The organism is Marinobacterium sp. BA1, from assembly GCF_041155135.1.
Lineage (GTDB): Bacteria > Pseudomonadota > Gammaproteobacteria > Pseudomonadales > Balneatricaceae > Marinobacterium > Marinobacterium iners.
In genome coordinates, this window is the sequence record NZ_BAAFHC010000001.1 from 2,984,066 (window position 1) to 3,010,294 (window position 26,229).

At 52.4% G+C, this 26,229-nt stretch carries 25 protein-coding genes; 5 read left to right on the forward strand and 20 right to left on the reverse strand.

What is annotated here, in order from left to right; all coding sequences use genetic code 11:
• Nucleotides 1–13: 13 nt before the first annotated feature.
• From ACAM29_RS14535 to ACAM29_RS14585, 11 genes are read right to left on the reverse strand one after another with little or no spacing between them, the layout of a single operon-like run.
• On the reverse strand, nt 14–2,425 hold the full coding sequence (locus ACAM29_RS14535) for a polymorphic toxin-type HINT domain-containing protein (RefSeq protein WP_369624538.1): 2,412 nt from the start codon (nt 2,423–2,425) through the stop codon (nt 14–16).
• A 28-nt stretch (nt 2,426–2,453) separates the two neighbouring features.
• On the reverse strand, nt 2,454–4,187 hold the full coding sequence (locus ACAM29_RS14540; RefSeq protein WP_369624539.1) for an ATPase, T2SS/T4P/T4SS family: 1,734 nt from the start codon (nt 4,185–4,187) through the stop codon (nt 2,454–2,456).
• 3 nt (nt 4,188–4,190) lie between these two features.
• A complete protein-coding gene (locus tag ACAM29_RS14545; protein ID WP_175527690.1) occupies nt 4,191–5,510 on the reverse strand; it encodes a type II and III secretion system protein family protein in 1,320 nt (439 codons plus the stop codon).
• A 10-nt stretch (nt 5,511–5,520) separates the two neighbouring features.
• A complete protein-coding gene (cpaB, locus tag ACAM29_RS14550) occupies nt 5,521–6,294 on the reverse strand; it encodes a Flp pilus assembly protein CpaB (RefSeq protein WP_091827537.1) in 774 nt (257 codons plus the stop codon).
• 21 nt (nt 6,295–6,315) lie between these two features.
• Nucleotides 6,316–6,471 (reverse strand): hypothetical protein, encoded by a 156-nt coding sequence (locus ACAM29_RS14555; RefSeq protein WP_369624540.1) that lies wholly within the window; start codon nt 6,469–6,471, stop codon nt 6,316–6,318.
• Nucleotides 6,468–7,118, reverse strand: a complete 651-nt coding sequence (locus ACAM29_RS14560; protein WP_369624541.1) for a hypothetical protein — start codon at nt 7,116–7,118, stop codon at nt 6,468–6,470. Before ACAM29_RS14560 ends, ACAM29_RS14555 begins: the two co-directional genes overlap by 4 nt.
• Entirely contained in the window at nt 7,115–7,894 is a 780-nt protein-coding gene (locus tag ACAM29_RS14565) for a hypothetical protein (RefSeq protein ID WP_369624542.1), read from the reverse strand. The genes ACAM29_RS14560 and ACAM29_RS14565 overlap by 4 nt, the downstream gene beginning before the upstream one ends.
• A gap of 20 nt (nt 7,895–7,914) precedes the next feature.
• On the reverse strand, nt 7,915–8,514 hold the full coding sequence (locus ACAM29_RS14570) for a hypothetical protein (RefSeq protein ID WP_369624543.1): 600 nt from the start codon (nt 8,512–8,514) through the stop codon (nt 7,915–7,917).
• Nucleotides 8,515–8,558: 44 nt separating this feature from the next.
• Nucleotides 8,559–9,731: a hypothetical protein gene (locus tag ACAM29_RS14575; RefSeq protein ID WP_369624544.1), complete on the reverse strand. Its 1,173-nt coding sequence runs from the start codon at nt 9,729–9,731 to the stop codon at nt 8,559–8,561.
• Nucleotides 9,732–9,769: 38 nt separating this feature from the next.
• Complete coding sequence (locus ACAM29_RS14580; protein ID WP_369624545.1) at nt 9,770–10,051, reverse strand: Flp family type IVb pilin; 282 nt, start codon at nt 10,049–10,051, stop codon at nt 9,770–9,772.
• A gap of 14 nt (nt 10,052–10,065) precedes the next feature.
• Entirely contained in the window at nt 10,066–11,157 is a 1,092-nt protein-coding gene (locus ACAM29_RS14585; RefSeq protein ID WP_369624546.1) for a nitrilase-related carbon-nitrogen hydrolase, read from the reverse strand.
• Nucleotides 11,158–11,233: 76 nt separating this feature from the next.
• Here ACAM29_RS14585 and ACAM29_RS14590 point away from each other — a divergent pair, with 76 nt between their 5' ends.
• Nucleotides 11,234–11,569, forward strand: a complete 336-nt coding sequence (locus ACAM29_RS14590; protein WP_369624547.1) for a hypothetical protein — start codon at nt 11,234–11,236, stop codon at nt 11,567–11,569.
• Nucleotides 11,570–11,711: 142 nt separating this feature from the next.
• On the opposite strand, the gene ACAM29_RS14595 is transcribed toward ACAM29_RS14590, so the two are convergent.
• The 8 genes from ACAM29_RS14595 to rpmH form a co-directional block, all read right to left on the reverse strand.
• Nucleotides 11,712–12,152 (reverse strand): tetratricopeptide repeat protein, encoded by a 441-nt coding sequence (locus tag ACAM29_RS14595; RefSeq protein ID WP_369624548.1) that lies wholly within the window; start codon nt 12,150–12,152, stop codon nt 11,712–11,714.
• The gene (locus tag ACAM29_RS14600) at nt 12,149–12,463 is read right to left on the reverse strand and encodes a hypothetical protein (RefSeq protein WP_369624549.1); all 315 of its coding nucleotides are present in this window, start codon (nt 12,461–12,463) and stop codon (nt 12,149–12,151) included. The genes ACAM29_RS14595 and ACAM29_RS14600 overlap by 4 nt, the downstream gene beginning before the upstream one ends.
• 5 nt (nt 12,464–12,468) lie before the next feature.
• Nucleotides 12,469–13,389 (reverse strand): type II secretion system F family protein, encoded by a 921-nt coding sequence (locus tag ACAM29_RS14605; protein WP_369624550.1) that lies wholly within the window; start codon nt 13,387–13,389, stop codon nt 12,469–12,471.
• Nucleotides 13,382–14,242, reverse strand: coding sequence for a type II secretion system F family protein (locus ACAM29_RS14610; protein WP_091827526.1), 861 nt, complete (start codon nt 14,240–14,242; stop codon nt 13,382–13,384). The genes ACAM29_RS14605 and ACAM29_RS14610 overlap by 8 nt, the downstream gene beginning before the upstream one ends.
• Nucleotides 14,243–14,325: 83 nt before the next feature.
• Nucleotides 14,326–15,693, reverse strand: coding sequence for a tRNA uridine-5-carboxymethylaminomethyl(34) synthesis GTPase MnmE (gene mnmE / locus ACAM29_RS14615; protein ID WP_369624551.1), 1,368 nt, complete (start codon nt 15,691–15,693; stop codon nt 14,326–14,328).
• Between the two features lie 69 nt (nt 15,694–15,762).
• A complete protein-coding gene (gene yidC / locus ACAM29_RS14620; protein ID WP_369624552.1) occupies nt 15,763–17,439 on the reverse strand; it encodes a membrane protein insertase YidC in 1,677 nt (558 codons plus the stop codon).
• 21 nt (nt 17,440–17,460) lie between these two features.
• Entirely contained in the window at nt 17,461–17,826 is a 366-nt protein-coding gene (gene rnpA, locus ACAM29_RS14625) for a ribonuclease P protein component (protein ID WP_091827523.1), read from the reverse strand.
• Between the two features lie 30 nt (nt 17,827–17,856).
• On the reverse strand, nt 17,857–17,991 hold the full coding sequence (gene rpmH, locus ACAM29_RS14630; RefSeq protein WP_091827522.1) for a 50S ribosomal protein L34: 135 nt from the start codon (nt 17,989–17,991) through the stop codon (nt 17,857–17,859).
• A gap of 501 nt (nt 17,992–18,492) precedes the next feature.
• On the opposite strand from rpmH, the gene dnaA reads away from it, so the two are divergent.
• Genes dnaA through gyrB form a run of 4 tightly spaced genes read left to right on the forward strand, consistent with a single transcriptional unit; the run spans nt 18,493 to nt 24,798 of the window.
• Nucleotides 18,493–20,097 (forward strand): chromosomal replication initiator protein DnaA, encoded by a 1,605-nt coding sequence (gene dnaA / locus ACAM29_RS14635; RefSeq protein ID WP_091827521.1) that lies wholly within the window; start codon nt 18,493–18,495, stop codon nt 20,095–20,097.
• A gap of 29 nt (nt 20,098–20,126) precedes the next feature.
• Entirely contained in the window at nt 20,127–21,230 is a 1,104-nt protein-coding gene (gene dnaN, locus ACAM29_RS14640; protein WP_091827520.1) for a DNA polymerase III subunit beta, read from the forward strand.
• Nucleotides 21,231–21,271: 41 nt separating this feature from the next.
• Nucleotides 21,272–22,381 (forward strand): DNA replication/repair protein RecF, encoded by a 1,110-nt coding sequence (recF, locus tag ACAM29_RS14645; protein WP_354408874.1) that lies wholly within the window; start codon nt 21,272–21,274, stop codon nt 22,379–22,381.
• Nucleotides 22,378–24,798 carry a DNA topoisomerase (ATP-hydrolyzing) subunit B gene (gene gyrB / locus ACAM29_RS14650; protein WP_091827518.1) on the forward strand — a complete coding sequence of 807 codons (2,421 nt, stop codon included), beginning with the start codon at nt 22,378–22,380 and terminating at the stop codon, nt 24,796–24,798. Before recF ends, gyrB begins: the two co-directional genes overlap by 4 nt.
• A 941-nt stretch (nt 24,799–25,739) precedes the next feature.
• Here the strand turns inward: gyrB and ACAM29_RS14655 are convergent.
• Nucleotides 25,740–25,874 carry a hypothetical protein gene (locus tag ACAM29_RS14655; protein ID WP_369624553.1) on the reverse strand — a complete coding sequence of 45 codons (135 nt, stop codon included), beginning with the start codon at nt 25,872–25,874 and terminating at the stop codon, nt 25,740–25,742.
• Nucleotides 25,875–26,229: the final 355 nt, after the last annotated feature.

Below are 26,229 nucleotides of genomic sequence, written 5' to 3' on the forward strand. Positions count from 1 at the left end.
CGTCTATCCTTCCTTATCGGTAAAACTGATATGGGGAGCCGGCAGGGTCCACTTTTACCCTTGATGTGGAGCCCGGCTGGTCATGGATCTCATAGAATTTTGTATTACCGGCGGCGTTGGTGCCGCCATACAGACGCACGACGGTTCCATTGTCCTTTTCAAGGCCCTGAAGTACTTCTTTAATTTCATCATCGTCAAGGCCCGCGTTTCGCAACCGCTCTGCATTGATCCAGTCCTTACTCATCTGCTGCCCGCTTTCTTTGGTCATACACAGGCCGCCTGCTTTACAGTTTTCGGGGTTTTTGGGGTATTTAGCACCGGTTGCCTTGGATTCTACGATATAGATCTTGCCGTCGTCGCCGCGGTAGATACCGTCGATGCCCTGGCTGCCTCTATAGGCGTTGAACTCATCTTGGAAGGTGTTTTTGCTCTCTACCCGGAGGTAGTCCACGTTCTGGTTACCCATGGGCTCCATTTTGTGCTCTTCGCGCAAGATACGGTTGATCTTGGCCTCGCCCACCATCCCTTTGACTTGAGTGTCGGCAATATCGGAGAGTGTTTGGGTCCCGACGTTCTCTATATGGGTGATGCGGGGAGGAGGAGGCACCTCGCAATTCGCATTATGCACCCAGGCCTTCGCCTCACCGGCAAAGTAGTTCGGCGTGTTGGCCACGCTGAAGTTGTATACCTGGGTGGGTTCTTCAACGTAGGTGTTGCCATAGGCCACTACATCGCCTTCCAGAGTAGCGATGGGGTCTTCCCACTCCAGGTCCTTGGCTTCTGTCCAGCCCTTGCCCTGTACCCAGAACGGATGCTCCGGGGTGGCGGTAAGGGTGCCGAACTCGGTGTCGATGCGCTGGTAGCCGGGGGCGGTGCGGCTGAGCTCCTGGATAATCGGCTGATCAGCATCAGTAAAGCCTGAGGTGTTGCGAGACTCAACCCGGTCGCCCACGCTGAGCTGCTCAATGGGCACAGGGCCTGTGGGCGTCCAGATCAGGGTACCGGCCGGGAAACTGGCACACTCGATATCGTGCTCCAGATCGTCGGCATACCGGGCGAGGCTGTCGTTGCCGCTGAGCTTGGCCAGCTTGCCCACGACCTTGAGCGCGACGGCTGGGTTGATGTGCTGCCCCAGGATGCGGCCGATGTCGTAGGGACCGCACTGCATCACGGTCTCGACATCGTCGAGTACCGATCCGATTAGCTCCTCCATGGTGCCGATGGGGTCGGTGGCGAAAGCCTTGGCGACGTCCAGCAGCACGGAGGGATCTTCAAGGATCTCCAGCAGATCTTTGACCTGGTCACCGAGGCCATCAATCAGGCCTTCGATGAAGTCACCGAGAACGTGGATGGCGACTTTGACGCCCTGGGCCAGGTTATGGAACGTCTCACCGATGCCCCTGCAATACCAGCTGTCGCACTCTTCCACCTGATACTTGGGATCATCCCACGTGGTTTGGCACTCAGGCCCTTTGGGTGTATCGGTGCCTGGTGGGTTGCTGTCTTCGTTGCCGGTATCCGAAGGAGGAGTATCGCTGTTGCCCCCGGTGTCACCGGTATCAAGATCCGAACCTGTTCCACCCTGGCCATGGCCATCGGCCCAGTCGGGGTGCGCAAAGTCAGAGCCGTTGCCGAGATGATCGGGTACATAACTGGAGGCCAGGCTGCCGTCGTAGCCTGTTTGGCCGCCCCAGGGGGTTGACGTTCCGCCGGTGGCCAGCTGTTCTTGTGGCCCCCCCTGTGTACGCTCGGTGCCCTGGTCAGCAATGGAGACCATCAGGCTGTTCTCCCAGGCCTCGCTCTGCATGCGCACCAGCGTGGTGGCACTGACCGGGATCATTCCGTTGCGGTACAGCTGGTGTTCAAAGCTGCCGGGTGTGGTTGTGCCCTGGCCGATAAAGCTGATCACCTGGCGGATGAACGGCATGCGCAGCTCGACGCCCCAAGTGGTCTCCACCTTGAGCAGGTTGGCATCCTGGATATTCAGACCACTGCTGGCGCCGATAGCGGTACTGCGGTTTTTCAGGTCACTGTTGGGCAGTACGCGACGGCCGTTTTCGGTCAGGCCGAAGTCGTCGAAGGTTTCTGGCGTGGGGTTGAGAATACGCAGGCGCGACTGAGTGCCGAGTGTGGCGACCAGTTCAGCCTGTGTCTGGATAAGGTTACCGGACCGCGGGGCGTAGAAGGGTAACATGCCCCGTGCAATGCCCTGTTGGATGGCAGACGGTTGGGCGTGATCGACGGCACCGGCCCGAGCACCCTGAACGGCAGCATGGTCGAGAGTTGTCTTGGCTTCGTAGACGCGGGCCCACTCGGCTGCGCCCATCATCAGTATGATGACAATGGGCAGCGCGATCAGCGATTCAACGGCGGCGGCCCCGCGTTCACGGATACGGTGTGTAAGCGTCCTGATCATGTTGCCCATATGGTTTCATCCCTGAATCTGGTGGCTCTCAGCAGGTGCTGGTTTCGTTGGCTGTGGACATGAATATTGAGCGGTCCAGTTCGACACCGGCCTCTTGAAGCTCGGTATAAAAACGTGGAGCAATACCCAAACTTTTGAATTCGCCATGAAGGCGACCGTCTGCATCAATACTGCTTTGGCGGAACTCGAACAGCTTTTGCATCAGTACGACATCTTCTTCCATGCCATCGACTTCCACGATGGATGTGACGCGACGGCGTCCGTCTGAAAAGCGGGACTGATGCACGATAATGTCTACCGCCGAGGCGATCTGCTCGCGTATGACGCGAACCGGCAAGTCCATGCCACTCATCAGCACCATGACTTCAAGCCGTGACAGCAGGTCTCGTGGTGAGTTGGAGTGTGCCGTGGTCATGGAGCCTTCGTGGCCGGTGTTCATGGCTTGAAGCATGTCGAGGGCTTCAGCTCCGCGACACTCGCCAACGATGATGCGATCAGGGCGCATTCGGAGAGAGTTCTTTACCAGATCGCGGATGGTGACTTCTCCGGTTTTTTCTACGTTGGCGGGTCGACTTTCCAGTGAAATAACGTGTTCCTGTGCCAGCTGCAGTTCCGCGGCGTCTTCGATGGTAATGATGCGTTCGAAGTGGGGAATGCAATCTGACAGGGCGTTAAGGAATGTCGTTTTACCTGAGCCAGTGCCGCCACAGACGACGATGTTTTTGCGATGGCGTACACAAATTTCCAGGAAGCGCGCCATTTCTGGGCTGAGGGAGCCAAAACCGACGAGTTTGTCCAGGTTGTACTTTTCAGCGGAAAATTTTCGGATGGTGACAACCGGGCCGATCAGTGACAGCGGTGGAATAATTGCATTCACGCGAGAGCCGTCCTTTAGACGGGCATCTACCATGGGCGATCCTTCATCGATACGACGCCCCAACGGCGAGACAATGCGCTCAATCACGCTCAGTAGAGAGCTGTTGCCGGTAAAGCGGGTGGAGGAGCGCTCGATTTTGCCATTGCGCTCCAGGTAAATCTGGTCTGGGCCATTAATCATGACTTCACTGACGGTGTTGTCAGCCAACAGTGGTTCAAGCGGCCCCAAACCAATGGATTCAGCTACGGTTTCCTGAATCAGAAGACGCTTGTTCAGATGTGCGGGTACTTCGATATGCTGGCTGGCCAGGATGGACTGAGCAGTATCGGTGGCCTCGGCACGCAAGTCTTCATCGTTCAATCCGTCGATGATGCCACGTTTATACAGGTCCATTTTTTCCAGGATCGCTTTTTGCAGTGCCTTCTTGGTCGCAATCCAGGCTTGAGAGTCTTTTATATCTTGAGCACTGGGGCTGACCGTAGGGGCTACAGGCGATATTGTCGCCGGTATCTCTCTATCCTCTTTGGGCTTTTCCGGTTGGACCTGAGCCCGGCTTTCTTCGTAGCGGCTATCAGACTCGTCCAGAAGCTCTTCCGCAGTCTTGTAGGGGTGAATGAAGACCAGCTCTACGTCTCCCACGCGGCAACGGGTACCGGATTTGGGAGTAATCAGGCTTTGAGCCGGACGCCCATTGACTTCTAATTCACCGAACGCGATCAGCTTGAATCCGTCTTCCTGTACGGCGAGTGTCATGTGGTGCTTGAGTAATGTACTCGACTTGATGCGGATATCAGACCAGATAGATCGGCCTATCTTGTACACACCCGGGTCCAGTTCCCGTCGTTGAGGCGACTCAGAGGCTGAGTTTATTTCTAACGTAAACATTGCTTAATCCATGATGCTGAATTTGAGAGCATCGTCTGATTCCTGCTGCAGACGCTCGAAGAGCTTCATTCCTTTTTCGCTCTCGGCCTGGTTATCAACGATGCGCGGTGTGACCAGCACAATGAGTTCGGATTCGTTATTACGGAACGCACGGGACTTGAACAGTTCTCCCACGATGGGCAGGTCACCAAGACCAGGAACCTTATCGACAGACTTTGAGCCTTCTTGGCTGAACAGCCCGGCCAGTACGATGGTTTGGCCGCTTTCCGCATGCATTTCGGTGGAGGCCTTGCGTGAGGCGAAGCCGGGAATACCTAAAACACTGACGCTCTCATCCACCGCGCTGACTTCTATCGCGACTTCTGTTTGGATATAACCGGACTCATCCACAAGTGGTTGAATGTTAAGGCTGATGCCGAACTCTTTGAATATGACAGTGACTTCACCATCGTTACCTGAAACAGGGATAGGGACTTCACCGCCCGCCAGGAAGTCAGCGCTGCCGCCACTGATGCAGGAGAGCGTTGGCTCTGCCAGTAATTTGGCGTCACCATTGGTTTTCAACAGGTTGATGGCGGACGTCAGCGAAGTCGACCAGCCAAAGTATTGTTGTGAGCCGGAGATGGCGTTGGGCAGGTCAGAAAGAGCGGGGTTCAGAATCGCGTTACCCGGTAAGCCGGTTCCGCGGAAGTAGTTGTTTGTTGAGTAGTCGTCCAGGAATGAAAAAACCGGCCCATTGATGGCGTCTGACCAGTTGATACCGATCTCTTCCAGTGCGTTACGGTTAACTTCAAGGAACTGGGCGTGGATGAGTACGGTTTGCTTGTGCTCGAATTCAGGTGGAAAAACGAGTGAGTATATATTGGAGTAGGCCTCGGCTATTGCCTGAATACGCTCATGCTCGCGTACGGTTGAAGCGGTACCTTCAATGACAAAACTGTTGTCAATTTTTCGTATTTCGATGCCATCGATATCGGAGAAAAGAGCGTTGACCACCTTTTCAGTAGGGCCATCAACGTAGCCTTTTACGTTGATAAGAACGCGCTTCTTTTTACCATTCAGATCCCAAATAATCACATCTGAGATACCGGGCTCTTTAGCGATAACAAGCACTTCGCCCACTTCTTCAAGCGCTTCAACCTGAAGAATATCGCCGTTGCCCACAGCGACACGCTTCAAGGATTTGGCGGGGATGATATAGGTCTCGCCCACCGTGAGTTGCTGGGTGGGTGGTTGTGTGTTCTCAACAGCCAACAAGCCAGGTGATATTGCGATGAGACAACATGAAACAAGCACACGGTAAATGTTCAGAAGAGTCTGCATACGGTTTTCCTTAACCCCCGATAATGATTTCAATGCTTGAAGTCGATACTGTCTGGTTGTTGCCGAGAATGGTTGTTTTGGACACCACGCCCTCATAGCCGGGGCCGCGTTCTTCGGCGCCTCTGAGTACGAAGGATATGTCGCCTATTTTGCGAGCGTGAGTGACCGTGGATGATTCTGCAGGAGACAGATCAAGTGTGACGGTGTTGTATTGGATCACCTGGCCTGCAGGGTTTTCGGAGGTTTCCACTCCTGTTGCCAAAACACGGATGTTGTCCAGCAACAGTGTTGTCATCAGCTCCTTTTTATCCTTGTCCTGGGTTGTCAAAAGGATATCCACTTCGTCATTGGGCGAAAGCATGCCCGCGGCGGATGACAGGTTGTCAATGTTGAGTGTCACGGCGCGTCTGCCTTCATCGATCAAGGCGGCAAACTTTCCTCCCTTGCGTTGAGACATATGTGAGCGCAGCAACGTTTCACCCTTGCCAAGGGGCTCAGATAATGCAAAGCCGCTTACTGCACTGAAATCTGCTTTGCGAATGGCACTGCCATGAACAAATCCGGACGGTACCTTGCGCAATGAAACGGTACGTGGAGAAACGACATCACCAGGGCGAAGATCGAAGTTGGCGACCACCACCTCTATCGGCTCGTACTGTTTGTCAATTGCGGCTTCTTTGGCCTGGAGGGTGTTCTGGATGTATTGATTTGAGAGGTACACCGCCGCACTGGCCGCCAAAATGGAGAACAGTATGAGTGCAATGGTAATCAAGCGTCCCTTCATAATTACTTCCTGAGATTATGGTCAGTTGGGGATGGATAGCGTTTCCACTGCCTGGTCGTGATGCTGTTCAAGCATGTTCCGGATGGCGGGCAAACCAAAAAACAAACCGGCTAATACGCTGGCTATCACGAGATATTCCACCAGGCTGCTGCCAGAGGCATATTTTCGAGGTTTCATTTAGTGAGCTCTTTACTGATTAGAATGAGAGTTCCCATGCCCTTCTCGCCCGGTTGGGCTGTGGCATGTGCATGTTCTTGCCCTTCCTGCCGAGAAAAGTAGCGTGTGGAGCGATAATTTCGCGTGGTGCTCCAGCCGTCGTTTGTCATCATGCGCTCAACGACTGCCAGTGCTTCAGATTGACCCGATTGAGTGCCAAGTACGGTAAATTCCTGAACAGAGGGGCCATCAAAAAAAACCTGTTTTTCGATGCGGATGAAGCCCAGGGGCAAGCGTGTTTCGCTCTCTTTGGCAGGGCTTCTTGCGGAAACCGTGTATACGCCTTCGGTTTCTGTCTGTCCGCTTGTGAGTCGAATGCTGTAAAACCGGTTCTCATCGGCTGTTGCCAGCGTTGTCCAACCTTCGTTGTCTTGGGTGACTTGGACTGTTGAGCCGATGTTTTCGAGGTGTTCTTTGAGTCGTGGAATGACTGAGCTGGCTTGTTCCCTTGTCTTAAAGCTTCGGATACTCATTGGAATATCGTTGAATTCCATGTATTCAGCGATCCAGAACATTTGCAAGCCAGCAGGAGCCTTGGGTGAATCAAGCTCCAGTGCCGTCGCATAAAGGGGGGGTAAAGCCAAGGCAAGAAGTAACAACCACTTCATGGTATGTACTCCTGAAGAATAGCCTCGGGAGCGGCCACAATATCAGGATTTGCGCCGTCTAATCCTTCCTTGAACAGGGGGAAATAGCCAAATGTTTGGGTTCCCAGTGCAACGGCCAGGTCAAGTTCATCTTCCAGTGTCAGACGGCGAATACGCTGTTTATAGCTCGACAGGTTATCGGCCTGCCATGTGTCGGTTAAAATTGCCGAGGATGCTTGAAAATTCATGACGCTCGGAGAGAGGTAATGATCGGGATCAAAAAAACTGGAAAGCGTCGTGGCTTGGCCCGGTTTTGGAATGCGCAGTCGGTTGGTGGAAGGCAGTGACACTTGATAGCGCGTGACGGTGTTGGTGTCTAAACCGGCTTGAGATGCTATCTGCCTGGTAGCGGCCCGGTGCGAGGTTGTCCCGATATTGTCTTCCTGGCTGACGTTCACGCGAACCGTACTGCCATCGCTGACCATCAGTGTTCGGGTTGACTGGTCTCGCCACAGAGGATCTTCAGATACGCCCTGCTGGTCCAGCACACTGCGATCGACAACAGAAGCGCTTCGGTGCCCCATCAGTCGATCGGTCGCTTCAATCTGGTAGTCACTTTGCTGTTTTGCGCCTTGCCATATGACATCCTCCCAGGCGACATAGCGAGCCGCCTCGACAGTTTTGTGGCGCATATCGGCGTACTTCCCGAGTAGCGAGATACCAAAGAATAAAGGTATGGCCGCCAAGCAGCCTATGATGAGTTCGACAGTGGCTGCGCCTGTTTCATTTTTCCTCATGTGTATGGCCCCTGATTTCATCACTGCCAGTTGCGCTCGGGGATCTCAAATACAGTTGTGTCGACACATTTCTGGGTCAGTGACAGCGTCTGTTTTGTCTGTTTTGATCCGCCCTCATGCACAACTTGCCAGTCTATGGGTGTGTTGCGACCATAAATTCTTAAGCTACAGCTGGATACGGTTGCCCCTGACGCAATCGTTTTCGTTGATACTCGGCACCGGTGGCCTGCAAATACATCGGTGTTGTCTGTCTTGGCGGATATTTCTTCGATTGCTACCGCGGGGTTATGATCGCGAGGCGCTGTTTGGCTTCGCTTGTTGTAGTCCCGTTTATCACCTTTGGAAGAGCGATAGATGTAGCCATCTACCTGCCAGGTCTCTTTTTCGAATGGGGCCCATCGATAGGCAAACCCGCCCGTTTCCAAAATACCGGTAGGGATACGACGCTCGCTGTCTTCGTGTATATATTCTTCGCCGCCAACGCTGAAATAGTGTTTAACCTGACCTCGGCCCTCGCCGCGAATATTGAGTCCTTTGGAGCCCGGAAGCAGGGTTGTCTCATGTTGGGTGATCAGCTCTACAGCCTCGACTGTGCCGTCCGGGCACGAGCCTGACGCCATGACTGAAGCACTGGCCAGGGCCAAACAAAACGTTAAACTGCGGATCATAGCCATGGTTCTACCAGCTTTACCTTCCAAAATGGATTGTAGAAGTTTGAATACTGTGGCGTGTCGTTGGCAAAGCCGGTGGCGGGTTTCTCAAAGTAGAGTCGGGCCTTGCTGTAGCCGCTGATTACGGTGCCTTTACTGTCGATATCCATCACGGTGCGGGGCACGGTTTCGTTGTCAAACTTGGTAGCCAAGGTCACCAGGTCGATATAAAGCTCTTCATCCGGATCGGATCGCTTACGCGCGTAAGAGTGTATGCCCTGATAGTCTTCGTAAAACTCGTCAGTGTCTGCCCTGCCCCAACCAAGGGTGCTCCAGCTCCAGCCCTTGGGAGTCCATTGGCCGAACTTGAGTGCGTCATCGGCTTGCCAGTATCCAAGGTCTGTGTCCAGTTCATGATGGGTAGAGCCTTCTTTCTTAAGCTTGAAGAAGCCAGGTACGAGGGTTTCCTGCCATTTCCTGTTATTCAGCCAGCGGGTTGAGCCAGCGTAACTAAGCTCCACCAGGTTGGACATTTCGTTGTCGTCATCTCCTGGTGACAATATCTCTACTGCACCAAGCAATTTTGCTCGATAAACTGTGATGGCAGCATCGATCACGGGCTTGTATGAGTTACCACTACTGCCGTTCAGGTCTGATGTGTTGTTGAACCGCAGGATGGGGTCGTGTGCCTCCACCACGGTGCGCATGATTGACTCGACCTGTGTAGGGTTGAGGTCCAGCTGTGCTTGATACTGGGATGTGGCATAAAGAAGGTTAACGGTATCAATGGCCGGTATCATTATTTCGGCTGTGTATTCGGCAGCTTCTCTGACAACGGTAGAATATTCTTCAAGTGCTGCCACAACAGCATTCAAATAGGGGATAAAGCGCGCAATCTGGTTGATATTGGACGTGGTACTTTCCACGTAGCGTGTCCAGCTGACATAGGCAATCATGTGCCCCGCCGCAACGTGGTTGGCAACCATTGCGCGGTTGGTATAAGCCATATAGTTGAGCTGGCGCGCGGCCCACACCCCTCCACTGTATGCAGCAGCATCGGCAGCATTGCTGGAGATGGTCTTGTCAGTGACTTTTTGCGTCACGTTAAACATGATCACCAGCATTACGCCACCGATGGCAATTGCAAACAGGATAAGGGGCAGTATTTGCCCCTTTACACGTTTCATATTGTCTCTCTTAGCGAACAATCAGCCAGCAATAACGATTACTGGTTGTTCTGGCCATTGTAAGTGGAGAGATTATCCTTCTGTTGTGCGTAGGTAGACGCCTGTCCAGCATTGGTTTTTGCTGCGTCCACATCCTTCTGGCCCGAGTTGCCTGACATTTCCTGAGCCATGGCCGCTGTTTGGTTACCGATAACGTCACCAAAAGCCGCAAATACACCGATTGCAGCAACCGCAATCAATGCAGTAATGATGATGTATTCAGACATGCCTTGGCCGCGCTGTTTTTTGGCCATAGGATTCGTGGCAGATATCCGTTTCATTTGACCTCCGTCAACTAATTTTCAGATTTATAGGTGTACCACAACACTTTGCTTAGCGATATTTGCTCAAGGTCTGCACTTTTAAGTGTTAAAAACCCCCTTTCACTTAGTGTGGTAATACGATCCCCACGGCGCTCCGTGATGTACATTTCCCCATGGATGGTATTGATAATTCCCACTCCACGAGAAGGCGGTATGTCTTTAACTGGTATATGAGAGGAATCAACATATGTGCTGAACTGCTCCATGTTCGTCGCGTCACTGATGCCGAGTTGGCGTGCCGGAAAGAAACCATCAATGTAAAACGGTGTTTCCGCTTTGAGTGGTTCTGACGAGACGTGCTCATATCCATAAGCAATTTGAGCGTAAATCATACAGATCATAATCAGGATGTAAATACCGACAGGGGGGGAAGTAATGTGAATTTTTTCTTTTCTTATAAGCAGGATGGGGAGAGTCATTAAAATTAGTATGTGTTGTGCGACAAAAGTTGAAGAGTATAAGGTGTCACTATTTGATGTCACTGTCACATACAGGTTTTGCCAGCTTGAGTCCTTTGCCGTAACGACTTCTCTTCCTTTTGCATCAATATAAGTTGATAAGCGGATATTGCCAGCTCTTAATATTGGCGTTCCCATTTCGCGTGCACGAATCTTGTCTGATATCAGGTGTAACTCTGGAAGATATGTATCTGCTATTTCAGCTTCATTGGTTAGTACTATTCCTATATCGCTTGTCGATAGACGGAAGCGCGCATTGTATACATCCAGGCTTTCTGAGCAGATAAACGATGCCAAAGTAAAACCTTTGAGACTGAAGCTGGCCTGCTCTCCGGGGATAATCAGTTTTTCAGCGATGGGCAATGGTTTTCGTTTTTCGTGGATAGCTTGAACATGGTTGTATTGATCCCAGAATCTTACTTGGCTTGAAATACCATTCGTTTCTGTATCTACATAATGGTGTGCAATGAGTGGGTATGAATGGCGTGCGTTCAGTATTTCCTGAACGACAGGTGTCGCAGTGGAGTGGAAACTGGGCATGGAAGATTCAGGCAAAATTGCTACATCCACTTTTTGCTGGTTTGCTTCCCGAAGGGCGCGGATCATGTGGGTCTTCCAGTAATGGAGCCCGTCGGAAATCCCCGGGTAGCTGGTGACATGTTGAGGCAGTACGGTTTGAATAATGGCAATATTCAAGCCGGTCGACGGTGATGGTGTATTAGCTGGCGGATTCGGTATTAACCAGGCAATTAGCGATAAGAAGACAGCAATGGCAAGCGAAAACCTGGAAATAATTACAAACAATCCCAGAATTAACCCAAATGCTATCTCTGATCCTACATATGGTAAAAGTCTATCGAAAAGTGGGTATTCGTTGATGAAGAACGTATATGAAACAGGAATGCTCAAAGCTGATAACAGGATGTCGGCTAAACTAAAAAGCCCTGTCATGATTAGAAGGTTTACTAAGATGTTTCGTGTTTTTACAGATGCTATACATATAATTGAAAACGTATAGAAGAAGTGTGTTATGACTAATGCTAAATAGATTGGTAAATACTGGTCTATTATTTTATAAAAAATAATGCCTGGTATTATTATTGATGAAACTGCACTAATAATTACAGGGTATACTACAGGCTTTAATCTTATCACGTCTTTTACTGTGTACTGAAACGTTCTAGTGCTTTAAGAATATCGACAATTTCTTCAGGGCGTTCTTGAATCGGTAAGCTTTCATTATATTCGTTCAAAAAAGCATAACCTCTGGATATGTTGATTATTGCCAAATTGAACAATGCTTTTTTATGAGAGGGCTGAATTTCAATAGCGCTCTCGAAAGCTTGCTCAGCAGCTTTAATACGACCAAGCCGGAAGGCGGAAACTCCTTTTCTGAATTCGATGTCAGCATCCGTTAATTGATCAGATATCTGGCTGTACAGACTATAGCTGAGTTGCCAGTCTTGATTTCTGTAAGCGTTATCAGCGGATTTCCACAACTCCTTAGGTGGAACATTATCCGCTTTTTCGGGTGTGCCCGAAGGTTGGAAAGCGCAACCGAGCAGTGTCAAACTCAGTAGAAAGGTGCAAAAAAGCTTCATTTTACGGCCATAAGATAAGTGAGTTTCGACAGAACAGTCATATATGGAATACTTGCAGCCGATTCGGCCACGTAGTGAGTACCCTGCGGTGCTTTAACTACACGCCATGGCTTCACGTCCGGGTAGCCTTTTATAATCTTGTATTCGGCATCCAGGAAAAATATATGTAAGTCATATTGCATGAAAAAAGTATGTATGGAGCCACCAGGTGAAAAAACTAATATCGTACGTGTTTTGTCAATCGGGCGTGTAAGAGCCCCAGTAAGGCGCTTTGAAAAAGTATCCATCCATTCAAACTGCAACTCTGCCACACTCGTCATTTCAACAGCTTTTCTACAAGCCCAGAATCCAAGAACTGGACAATGATAGGGACGCTGATAATCATAAATGTGATCGGGAACAGCAGTCCAACAAGCGGGAGCAACATTTTTACGGGTGCTTCATTAGCCTTTTTCTCGGCACGCAGAAAGCGCTCCTTTCTTCGCTGCTTTGCTTGGGTGGCCAACATGTTTGTAATACTACCGCCGGTTTCTTCGGCCTGAATAATGGCAGCGGTGAAGTTTGTAATCGCAGGGATATCGATGCGGGTTGAAAGGTTTTCCAGTGCTTGAGCCCTCGCCAGCCCAGTACGGATATCACGCTGGTATCGAACAAATTCTCTTTTTAGAGGCCCTTCGGGGATTTTGTTGATGCCTTGCTGGATTGCCCCCGCGAAGGGAAGCCCCGCTCTCATCATCAGAACCAGCAAGTCCAGCAGGAATGGAAATGCCTTCTCTATCTGATTTCTGCGTTGCTTGATTGTGTCGTTTAACCAGATGTCCGGGTAGATATGGCCCAAAACGGCCATTCCACCCAATATTGCCACTATTTTGGGGGCATCATGCATATCAAGTATCTGAATGATCAGGTAGCCGAAGCCTGTGGTGAGGGCCAATGAAAGCCGTCGTAGCGCGATGAATTCGTTCGGAGTTAGAGAGAACAGCAAATCAGCCCGAAGAAGTTTTAATCGTATTATATCGAGGGTTTCTGGTTTTGTTTTCTTCGAGAAAACGTTTGAGTAGGCGCGAAGTAGTGGACGCAGCGCCTTCAGAAAAAAGCCGAGGCTATCACTGCCGGACGACATCAGTTCGATATCAGGGTCTTTGGCAGCTTTCAAAATCACCAATGGTACCAGCGAGATCAGCACTACAGCGGTGACTATTGCCGCCAGGGATATGTAAAGCAGTGATTCAGACATCGATATTAACTATTTTATAGATTAACCAGACAGCCAATACCATCATGGCTGACATGACTGCCAGCATCAGCCAGCCCCAAGGCTCGTTGAATAGAGCAGACATTTTCTCGGGTTCTTGATAGTAGAGAGCCAACCCTACACCGAATGGCAGCAGGCTGATCACCCAACCTTGTGCCTTGCCCGTTGCTGTCAGGGCCGCGATTTTGCCCTCGACCTGTGCTTTTTCTCTCAGAGTGTCTGCCAGAATTTCAAGTGTATCCGCCAAGTTACCGCCAACGTTACGAGAGACGGATATGGCTATATTCAGAAGCTCGAGCTCTGGGCATTTAAGACGCTCTTTCATGTCTTTCAGAGACTCTTCCACATCTTTTCCCACTCTGTTTTCCGCGACCAGCAATGAAAACTCCTGGCAGAGGGGGCTGGGCTGCCTGATGGCAAGCATCTCGAGCCCTTTGCTCAGGCTGCCTCCGCCTTTCATGGATGTTGATAGTGAAGAAAGAGCATCTGGAAGTTGGTAGACGAACGCTTCTCGGCGCTTTCGTTTGACGAGCCAGTGGTAGATCCAGGGGGTGGACAGGCCAGCAATCAGCCCCGGCACAACGCCGAAGAAACCAAACAGGAAGAAGCCTGCCGCAACACACAGGATGCAACTCAAAGCTGTGGCGGCAAGAAGTTGGGTCGGTGAGGTGGAAACGAAGTTTTGCTTAAGTTGCGAGTCTACATGCCCTACTACTTTGACGTTGTAGATTGAAAGCAGTGACTTGCCATATTTGACAATCAATAACGATAAGAGGGCCGTGGTGATGAAGGTGAGGGCTAGTGCCATCCACATCAGATTTGGCGCCGTATCCATGGCTCGAATCCTTCTTTATAAAAGCGTGTACATGATAACCAAGAAATCTACAGGTTCAATGTTGATTTTGATAAAAATTGATCTTACTTACCGATACAGAATGAGCTGAAGATTCTGCCGAGCAGATCATCCGAGCTGAACTCACCGGTTATCTCGCTGAGTACTTGTTGTGCCTGGCGCAAATCTTCGGCCAGCAGCTCGCCGGCTCCGTGCGCTTCGAGCTGTTCGGCCCCGGTTTCAAGCAGCTGACGAGTGCGTTCCAGTGCATCGACATGACGGCGACGTGCCATGAATCCGCCTTCCGTTGTGGCATTGAAACCCATTACCTGCTTTAGATGCTCGCGCAGCAGATCAATTCCCAGCCCCTGTTTGGCACTTAGAGAAATCAGGCTGTATTCACCTTCCTGACGCATGCCAACCGGTTCGCCGGTCAGGTCGGCTTTGTTGCGAATCAGGGTGACATGGCTGAAGTCGTCAAGGTGATCGGCCAGTTCGGGCCATAACTGAGAGGGATCAGTGGTCGCTGAATGGCTGCTGTCGACCATCATCAGAATGCGGTCGGCGCGGCGGATCTCTTCCCAGGCGCGGTCAATACCGATGCGCTCGACAGCATCAGGGGCGTCGCGAAGCCCGGCGGTATCGATGATATGCAGCGGCATGCCATCAATATGGATATGCTCGCGCAGCACATCGCGTGTTGTACCTTCTATGTCGGTGACAATGGCGGTGTCTCGCCCTGCCAGTGCGTTGAGCAAGCTGGATTTGCCGGCATTGGGGCGCCCTGCAATGACCACATTCATGCCTTCGCGCAACAGACTGCCCTGGCGTGCTTCCTGACGCACCTGCTGCAGATTTTTGAGGATCAGTGCCAGGTCTGACTGCACCTTGCCATCTGCAAGAAAGTCGATCTCTTCTTCTGGGAAGTCGATGGCGGCTTCCACATAGATGCGTAGCTGAATCAGGGATTCCACCAGTGCATGCACACGCTCGGAAAATGCGCCCTGCAGTGAGCGCAGTGCGCAACGTGCGGCCTGCTCTGACGAGCTGTCGATCAGATCCGCAATGGCTTCTGCCTGGGCCAGGTCCAGCTTGTCGTTGAGGAAAGCGCGCTCGGAAAACTCTCCGGGGCGTGCCAGTCGTGCGCCCAGTGCGATCACCCGTTGCAGCAGAAGGTCAATGATGACCGGGCCGCCATGCCCCTGCAGTTCGACCACATCTTCACCAGTGAAGGAGTGAGGATTGGGAAAGTAGAGTGCAATGCCCTGGTCCAGCTGTTCGCCCTGTTCATCCAGAAACGGAGTGTAGTGGGCGTAACGGGGTTTTGGTGTAAAGCCCAGCAGCTGTTGAGCGATGGCAAGCGCATCGGGCCCGGACAGTCTGATAATCCCAACACCGCCTCGGCCGGGGGGCGTTGCCTGGGCTGCGATGGTGTCCTGCGCACTGCTGAGCATGGTGGTCTCCTTAACACAACGAAAAAGGCTCCCGTGGGAGCCTTTTCATTTTACCTGCAGAGCATGCCTTTAGTCTTTGGCAGCATTGCCTGCTTCGATCTGTTTGTTGATGACCCACTGCTGGGCAATCGACAGAATGTTGTTCACCAGCCAGTACAGAACCAGACCTGCCGGGAACCAGAGGAAGAAGAAGGTGAAGATCACTGGCAGCATCTTCATCAGCTTCGCCTGCATGGGGTCTGGCGGTGTCGGGTTCAGCATCTGCTGAATGAACATGGTGATGCCCATCAGAATCGGCAGAATGAAGTACGGGTCCATCTGCGACAGGTCCTGAATGTATCCGTAGAAAGGCGCATGACGCAGTTCGACGGACTCCATCAGTACCCAGTACAGAGCGATGAAGATCGGCATCTGAACCAGAATCGGCAGGCAGCCTCCCAGCGGATTGATCTTCTCTTTCTGGTACAGCTTCATCATTTCCTGAGACATCTTCTGACGATCGTCGCCATAGAGTTCTTTCAGGCGCGCCATTTCAGGGCCGAACTTGCGCATTTTCGCCATCGAGCGGAACGCCTTGGCGTTCAGGTGGAACAGCGCAGCCTTGACGATGATGGTGATGCCGATGATCGCAAGGCCCCAGTTGCCAACCAGTGAGTGAATCCACTTCAGCAGCATGTACAGTGGGGAGGCAATCCACCACAGCCAGCCGTAGTCGATGGTCAGGTCCAGGTCAGGAGCAATCAGCTTGAGCTGGTCAACATCCTTGGGGCCGGCATAGAAAGTGGCGCTGACGGTTTCAGACTGTCCTGGGGACACTGTAAAGGTGGGCGACAGGAATCCTGCAATGTAATTGCCGTTAAGCTTGCGGGACTGGTAGGTGTATTCGGTGCCCGGTTCCGGTATCCATGCGCTGAGGAAATAGTGCTGAACCATGGCGACCCAGCCGTCAGGGCTGGAGACATTGAACCGCTCATCATCCATATCGCCGAAATCAACTTTCTGGTAGTTGTTTGTGGCGGTGGAGAAAACAGCGCCCAGATAGGACTGCATGCCCATGCTGTTCTGCTGTGAGGGGTCACTCGAGCCATCACGCTTGATCTGGCCGAAGAGCACACCCTGGAAAGGTGCTTCTGTCGGGTTCTTGATCAGGTATTCCATTCCAACCCGGTATTCACCTTGGAAAAAGGTGAAGCGTTTGGTCACTTCAACACCCTTGTCGGTGGTGAGGCCAAGATCCACGGTGAGGGTATCGTTTTCCAGTGTGTATTCAGTCTGAGCGCTGGTGTAAAGCGGCCTGCCCGTGACATTGGCATCAGGCCCGTCGGGCCCGATCAAGCCGCTTTGAGCGACATATGTACGGTTGGCATTCTGCTCCAGCAGGACAAAGGGCTGAGTTGAATTCAGTGCCCCCTGATGTTGTGGCAGAGCGGCCTGAATGATGTCGCCACCGCGTGGGTCGATCAGCAGTTCCAGCACGTCAGTGCGGACCTTGATCAGGCTGGTGGCAGATGCTTGGACGGCACCCTCTGCAGCTGTTCCGGTCTGGGGAATATCCGCACTTGCCGCAGCATCGGATGCCTGTGGCAGTTCTGAAACGGCTGATGCCGGGTCAGTGGAATAGGCGGAGGAGCTGGTGACCTGTTGTTCAGGCTGGTGGGAGGGACCGTAATCCTCGTTCCACTGCAATACCATCAGGTAGGATACCAGTGCCAGAGCGGCAATCAGTATGACTCGCTGTACATCCATGGTGGTAGAACCATCAGTTTGTTATGTGAGCTTTCGCGCTTTCTTGCCGGCACGCGACCAACAACGCCTGATAACGGCATTCAACTCAGTGCCTTCAAGAGTATCCAGGCCCTTGCGAGCGAGAATAATCATATCCAGTGCCGGGAGTTCATGCTGATGCAGGCGAAAAGACTCGCGAATGATACGCCGAACGCGGTTACGTTTCACCGCCCGACGGACATTTTTCTTCGAGATTACGAATCCGATCCTGGGATAACCAAGATCATTGGGGCGGGCCAGAATCAGCAGGTGCTGGTCCGGTACTTTGACATCTGCGCGGTCAAATACACGCGAGAAATCCCCGCTCGTCAGCAGTCGCAGACGGCGGGGATATCGGAAATCGGTCATTCAGTCATGCGACCTTATTCAGAATCTGAATCAAGCAGACAGACGCTTACGACCTTTAGCGCGACGACGGTTCAGAACCTGGCGGCCATTTGCAGTTGCCATGCGAGCACGGAAACCGTGATTACGTTTGCGTTTCAAAACGCTGGGTTGAAATGTTCTTTTCATTGCCTCAGTCCTACTTACACTGATGTACGTGAGGTGGCTGATAATCCACGGGGTATAAAATCAAGACGCGAAATTCTAGGGGATTGCTGGTTATCTTGCAAACACTTTTTGGGGCGAGGTGTGAATTGCACGAGCTATCGATCACTGGATGCAGGCTCTGGCCTAAACGACTGTCTGGAACAGACGCGGGCCGTGGCAACTGTATCCTGTTGGTGATGAAATTGTGTAATTCTGTATATAAGTACTTTATTTTCTATAAAAACAATAGGATGTTTTGTTCATAACTACATGGCAAAGCTGTTTTTAACCCTTTTTTTGTTCACGCCGCGTCCAGTTTTAGTGCTGGCGTGGGGGTAAATACCGATTTGGCGCATGGTCGGCATTTTTTACACAAAATCGAGTATAACTGTGGATAACCACTGCCTTAGGCGCTAGAATGTTTCTCTTCGAATTTTTGTGATCCCCCGGGACTCTAAGGCCTGAGCGGTTGGGAGTAAACGGATGTCGGTAGAGCTTTGGGAACAGTGCCTGAGAAGTCTCCAGCAGGAGTTCCCTGCCCAACAATTCAACACCTGGATCAGGCCCTTGCGGGCTCAGGATGATGCTTCGCAGGAGCTTTTGCTGCTGGCGCCGAACCGTTTCGTGCGTGACTGGGTTGCGGACAAGTTTCTGGCCCGCATTCAGCAGGCGGTTTCGGAAGTCACCGGTGACATGAGCACCGAGGTGCGTCTGGATGTCTCCGGGCAGAGTGCAGCGATGGCGGCTACACCCCGGCATCGTACCGCCCCGACCCGAAGCCGTCGTCAGTCTGCGCAAGCTGCTCAGACTGTTCAGCGTGCGCCCTCTCCTCCCGCTGCTCCAGTTGCGTCACAGCACCAGCCCGTTGCGGTTGCTGCGCCTGCCGCAGCGCCCGTGCAGACGACATCCCCGGCTGTTATGGCCGACGATCAGGCAGGCGCTGACGAATGGAGCGATGAGCCCACTCCCCAGATGGGCTTTTTCGATCAGCAGGAACCGGTCGATTCGGGCCTTGTTATGAACTCAATGGGTGGGCGTCGCGTTGAAGTTGAAGGCAGCGTGCGTCATCAGTCCAACCTTAATCCGATGTTCACCTTCGAATCGTTTGTGCAGGGCAAGTCCAACCAGTTGGCCCTGGCGGCTGCACAGCAGGTTGCAGACAATCCGGGTGGTTCCTACAACCCGCTGTTTATATATGGTGGCGTTGGTTTGGGTAAAACCCACTTGATGCATGCGGTCGGGACCGAAATGCTCAAGCGCAACCCGAATGCGCGTATTGTCTATCTTCACTCCGAGCGCTTTGTTGCTGACATGGTCAAGGCACTGCAGCTGAACGCAATCAATGACTTCAAGCGGTACTACCGGTCCGTTGATGCCCTGCTGATCGATGATATTCAGTTCTTTGCCGGCAAAGAGCGTTCCCAGGAAGAGTTCTTCCATACCTTCAATGCCCTTCTTGAGGGTGGTCAGCAGATGATTCTGACCAGTGACCGCTATCCGAAGGAAATTCACGGCGTTGAAGAACGGCTCAAGTCACGCTTCGGCTGGGGACTGACCGTTGCAATCGAACCACCGGAGCTTGAGACCCGCGTGGCCATCCTGATGAAGAAGGCGCAGGAAGCGCGGGTCAATTTGCCTGACGATGCTGCTTTCTTCCTGGCGCAGAAAATTCGCTCCAATGTGCGTGAGCTCGAAGGTGCTTTGAAACGAGTGATAGCAAATGCTCACTTCACGGGCAGCACCATCAATACTCCCTTTATCAAGGAATCACTCAAAGACCTGCTGGCGTTACAGGACAAACAGGTTAGTATTGATAATATTCAGCGGGTTGTGGCCGACTACTACAAGATCAAGGTGGCTGATTTGCTCTCCAAGCGTCGCAGCCGCTCAGTGGCGCGGCCACGCCAGATGGCGATGAGTTTGGCGAAAGAACTGACCAACCATAGTTTGCCCGAAATCGGTAACGCCTTCGGTGGTCGCGACCACACGACGGTGTTGCATGCATGTCGTAAAATCAAAGAGTTGCGTGAAACCGATACCGATATTGCCGAAGACTACAAAAATCTGCTGCGTCATCTGACGGCGTAGTACAGGATCCTGACAGGGTAGCCAGAATCATGAGACTTGTTATATCCAGAGAAGCGCTCATTAAACCACTGCAGCTGGTGGCGGGAGTTGTGGAACGCCGTCAGACGCTGCCGGTATTGTCCAATATTCTGTTGGTGGCCGAAGGCGATCAGCTTTCACTGACCGGCACCGACCTAGAGGTCGAGCTGGTGGGCCGTGTGCAGCTGGATGAGCCTGCAGAAGCCGGTTCCGTTACCGTGCCGGCACGCAAGCTGATGGATATCTGTAAATCGCTGTCTGATGACGCACGTATCGAGTTCGAGCTCAGCGGCCAGAAGATGATGATCAAGTCTGGGCGGAGCCGATTCAGCCTGTCGACGCTTCCGGCGCAGGAATTCCCCAACGTTGAAGACAGCCCCGAGACGTTTGAGCTCAAGCTGCCACAGTCCTCGTTGCGCCGCCTGATCGATCAGACCGGTTTTTCCATGGCGCAGCAGGATGTGCGTTACTACCTCAATGGCATGCTGCTTGAGGTCAAGGAGGGCGAGCTGCGCAGTGTCGCCACTGATGGCCACCGGCTGGCCACCTCGGTATGTCCGGTTGAGACCGACAGCAGCTCTCAGCAGCAGATCATTGTGCCGCGCAAGGGTATTTTGGAACTGGCACGCCTGCTTCAAGGCGGAGATGAGAGTGTTCGCCTGGTGATCGGGGCCAACCATATTCGCGCCAATGTCGGTGATTTTACCTTTACCTCCAAACTGGTTGACGGCAAGTTTCCTGATTATCAGCGTGTCATTCCTCGCAATGGCGACAAGGAACTGCTGGGAGACCGCCAGGAGTTGCGTCAGGTTTTTAGTCGCATCGCCATTCTGTCGAATGAAAAGTATCGTGGCGTTCGCCTGACTTTGACTGATGGTTACCTGCAGGTCATGGCCAATAACCCTGAACAGGAAGAAGCGGAAGAAACCGTTGCCGTCGACTATCAGGGTGGTCAGCTTGAGATCGGCTTCAACGTTAACTACTTGCTTGATGTACTGTCGATCCTTAACTCCGATGTTGTGCGTTTCACTCTGCTGGACTCCAACAGCAGCGCGCTGATTCGCGGCTACGACGAACCCAATGCGCTCTACGTCGTCATGCCGATGCGCATGTGACCGTTTTCGGGGGGCTTTCGGCCCCCTGTCTGTATCTCCCGATGCCCCTCAAACAGCTCCGTATCCAGCACATCCGTAACCTGACCAATGTTACTGCAGATCGGCTCAGCCGAATCAATATTCTGTATGGTGATAATGGCAGTGGCAAAACCAGTGTGCTTGAAGCGATTCACTTTCTTGGCCTGACCCGTTCCTTTCGCGGCAACCAGTTTCGTCATCTGGTGCAGGAGGGAGAGACGCGTGCGCTTGTGTTTGCCCAAACCGATTCGTTGGGTACCGGACAGGTGAAGCCCCTGGGTGTTGAGCGCAGCCTGGATGCCGACGTGCGTGTGCGTTATGCCGGTGAAAGCCTTGATGCCGCGGCTCTTGCCGAGCTTCTGCCGATACAGGTGATCAACAGTGATACCTTCGATTTGCTTGATGGCAGTCCGGGTATTCGGCGACAGTTTCTTGATTGGGGTACCTTTCATTTCGATCCTGCCTTTATCCGCTTGTGGCGTGGTTTCAGGCGTATCCTCAAGCAGCGAAATTCACTGCTGAAGTGTGGTAAAATCGATCCTCGCGTGAGGCAAACCTGGGATGCTGAATTCGTTCACTATGCAGAGCAGATGACGGCTCTTCGGCAGCTCTATATTGAGCAGCTCAGGCCCGGGTTTGAGCAGGCCCTGAGCGCACTGTTACAGGGTGTCGAGGTACGCCTGCTGTTTAGTCCCGGCTGGGATCGCAAGCGGGGTCTCGAAGCCCTTCTGACTGAAAATCTTGAGCGCGATCTGCGTCAGGGCTTTACCTCGTTGGGGCCGCAGCGTGCTGACCTGCGCTTCAAGACAGGCAGTCTGAATGCAGCTGATCGGCTGTCACGCGGACAGAAAAAACTGGTGGTCAGTGCGTTTAGGCTGGCCCAGGGTGCGTTGTTTCATCGCCTCAACAACCGTGCCTGTATTTACTTGATCGATGACCTGCCGGCCGAGCTCGATGAGCGTCACTGCCGGCAGTTCTGCGAATTTTTAGAGGCGAGTGCCAATCAGTGCTTTATCACCTGTGTGGATCCGGACCTATTGAGTCGGGTCTGGCAGCCTGAGACTGATGTTGCACTGTTCAGGGTGGAATCCGGTACGTTAACGCACAGGGGTGCGCCAGGAGATCAAACATGAGTGGTGAAAACCAGAATTATGACTCGTCCAGTATCAAGGTCCTGAAGGGGCTTGATGCGGTCAGAAAGCGACCGGGCATGTACATAGGCGATACCGATGATGGCAGCGGCCTTCATCACATGGTATTCGAGCTGGTCGACAATGGCATTGACGAGGCGCTTGCCGGTCACTGCTCCGAGATTGCCGTAATCATCCACCCGGATGAGAGCGTTACCGTGTCTGACAACGGCCGTGGCATCCCTACTGATATTCACAAGGAAGAAGGTGTATCGGCGGCTGAGGTGATCATGACGGTGCTGCACGCCGGTGGCAAGTTCGACGACAACACCTACAAGGTATCAGGTGGTCTTCACGGTGTGGGCGTGTCTGTTGTGAATGCGCTTTCTTCGGAGCTTAAGCTGACCATTCGGCGTGCGGGGCAGGTACACGAGCAGATCTATCATCACGGTGTACCCGAAGTGCCCTTGCGTGTGGTGGGTGAAACAGACCTGACCGGCACGATTGTACGCTTCAAGCCGTCTGAAGAGACGTTCACCAACATCAGCTTCCAGTATGACATCCTGGCCAAGCGCCTGCGTGAATTGTCCTTCCTTAACTCAGGCGTTCGCATTCGCCTGAAGGATGAGCGCAGCGGCCGTGAAGAAGTGTTTGAATATGAAGGTGGCCTTGCGGCATTTGTTGAGTTTCTCAACCAGAACAAATCACCGATCAACAAGATCTTTCATTTCAACACCATGCATGAAAATGGCGTAGGCGTTGAAGTGGCGATGCAATGGAACGACGGCTTCCAGGAAGGCCTGCACTGCTTTGCCAACAACATCCCGCAGCGTGATGGCGGTACCCACCTGTCGGGCTTTCGTGCGGCACTGACCCGCTGCCTCAACAGCTACATTGAGTCTGAGCAGCTGAACAAGAATGGCAAGGTCAGCACCAGTGGTGATGACAGCCGTGAAGGTCTGGTGGCGATTATTTCGGTCAAGGTTCCCGATCCCAAGTTCTCGTCACAGACCAAGGACAAACTGGTTTCTTCCGAAGTGAAAACGGCGGTTGAACAGTTGATGGCTTCTGAACTGAATGCCTATCTGCTGGAAAACCCGCAGGATGCCAAGGCGGTCGTGCAGAAGATGATCGATGCTGCGCGTGCGCGTGAAGCGGCCCGCAAGGCGCGTGAAATGACTCGCCGTAAAGGTGCGCTGGATGTGGCGGGCTTGCCAGGCAAGCTGGCTGACTGTCAGGAAAAGGACCCGGCCCTTTCTGAACTGTACCTGGTGGAGGGTGATTCCGCAGGCGGCTCTGCCAAGCAGGGGCGCGATCGCCGCACGCAGGCAATCCTGCCTCTCAAGGGCAAGATCCTTAACGTCGAGAAGGCGCGTTTTGACAAGATGCTCACCTCTGCCGAGGTTGGCACGCTGATTACGGCACTGGGCTGTGGTATCGGACGTGAAGAGTTCAATGCCGACAAGTTGCGTTATCACAGCATCATTATCATGACGGATGCGGACGTGGATGGCTCGCATATCCGTACCCTGCTGCTCACCTTCTTCTTCCGCCAGATGCCCGAATTGATTGAGCGCGGTCATATTTATATTGCCCAGCCGCCGCTCTACAAAATTAAGAAAGGCAAGCAGGAGCAATACCTCAAGGATGACGAAGCGCTTGATAACTACCTGCTCCAGGGTGCTCTTGACGGCACCAGCCTGTTCCCGGGTGAAGGTTCTCCCGCCATTTCCGGTCAGGCTTTGGAGTCGATGATTACCCGTTATCGTCAGGTCGAGCGCATGTGCGAACGGTTGAGCCGCGTCTATCCGTATGAAGTATTGAAGCGACTGCTGTACTTGCCGACTCTGACACTGGAGCAGTTGTCGTCATCCGAGCAGGTACAACAATGGTCGGAGCAGCTCTGTGAAGCCCTGTCTACTTACGTAGATGGTGGTGAACGCTATGAGTGCACCCTGAAGCTGGATCGTGAGCACAGCCTCTACCTTCCGGTCATCAAGATCATTCAGCACGGGGTTGATTCCGACTATACGCTTGATTCGGAGTTTTTCCGTTCTCGTGACTACCAGTCCATCGTATCACTCGGTCATGAACTGCAGTCGCTGTTCGAGGATGGCGCCTACCTTCAGCGTGGCGAACGTCGCTTCCCGCTCAATGAACTGGGGGCCGGTATCCAGTGGCTGCTGGAGCAGTCGCGCAGAGGCAACTCTGTTCAGCGGTATAAAGGTCTTGGCGAGATGAACCCGGATCAGCTCTGGGAAACCACGATGGACCCGAATGCACGCCGCATGCTGCAGGTGACCATTGATGACGCCATTGCTGCCGATCAGTTGTTTACTACTCTGATGGGTGATGAAGTAGAACCGCGCCGCAACTTCATCGAATCCAACGCGTTGAATGTATCCAATCTGGACGTTTGATTCTTCGACTTCGTTTTTATTATGAAACGCTTCAAAAGCAGCCATTGGCTGCTTTTTTTGTGACATAAAAACCTAAAAGCGCTGAGCTTCCGTTAATCAGTATTCCCCGATCCAGTTGCTGTTACTCTAGTTTGCGACCCTTATCGGGTAGATTAAGTTTGAAATTTACGGTGAGCGTCTAGATATTCAGCCTAGCTGCTACGCCAACATCATAATGTTCATCATCAGTGTCCTTCGTATTCGAGCTTGAATAACGCACCATGTTGATCTCACGAAATGTGAGGCATTGTTTATGTTTCACGTGAAACATTGGCTTCGCATCTTAAGCGTGGCTTGTTAGGGAGATTGGCTTTTGTTATGTGATCTGGTCACTATCTATGGACCAAAATTGCAAAGTGGTGATGGAGTTCCAAAGCCTCAATTGTTTCACAGCGCGCTAATCTAACTCTGAAATTCGACACCCTTCTATGCAGCCTGAGGGTATTCCTTGAACACTATTTTGGGATAGTGGTCTTGTGTTCGACGAACTCGCCGCTGTTGTCCGCGCGATTGTATGCGCATGGTCGGCCAGAGTATGTGCATATCGATGATCGTGTCGAGAACATTTGTAGCCCCCTATTCGTCAATCCTGAAGACAAGGCACAGGCAGCTGCTGCACTTGCGTCAGCGTTTCCAACGCACCGCTACTATGCCTTCCCATAACGGTATCGACCTCCCTGTTGCTAAAGTGCTCCCACGTGTTCACGATTGCCGGAAGATCATCGATCGAAAATTATTCTTCGTCCAGACACACTCAAATCCAAGGGCAGCTTTCGGTCTGTTTCCATGTTTTGAAAGCACTAGACCCAGACGCTTCCAAGACGGAATGCCGCTTCCTACTGCAACTCATCCTTGCTCAGAGGTTCATTATCATCAAATACGAGACACAGTCGGGCCGGATATCACATCGCTATCCACTGCAGCGAAGTGGTGCCCCGTGCTGAGGAGGTAGGTAATGCCACTTCTGTACCGCGCGCTTTAACCGTCAGTACCAGCGATTGTTCGGGGTGTGCCAGTGTTACGCGGTTACGGGTCATCTCCCAAGCACGGAAAGTTCAGGCTTGACGCATCAATGCGTGCAGCGAATGGTTGACTATACTTGGACCGGTTAGACGATGATGGTTGGCAGCCTTATCGGTATTGCCAGCTGATACGGTGCAAGTGACACGTAGAGATCACGCGGGCACCCTATTCAGTTTGCAACATGCAGAAGCATGCTATCAATGTCGAACCTGTGCAGAAATTAGTCACTGACCGGCAGGCCAGCCTGAGAAAGCTTTAATAACACCGATGAAGATCATTGATACAACCACCAAAAGTATTTACTGGCGACTGGATCATTGTTGTGTAGATCTGGGAGCTTCTGTAGTTGTTTCTGCAGCAATAATGGCA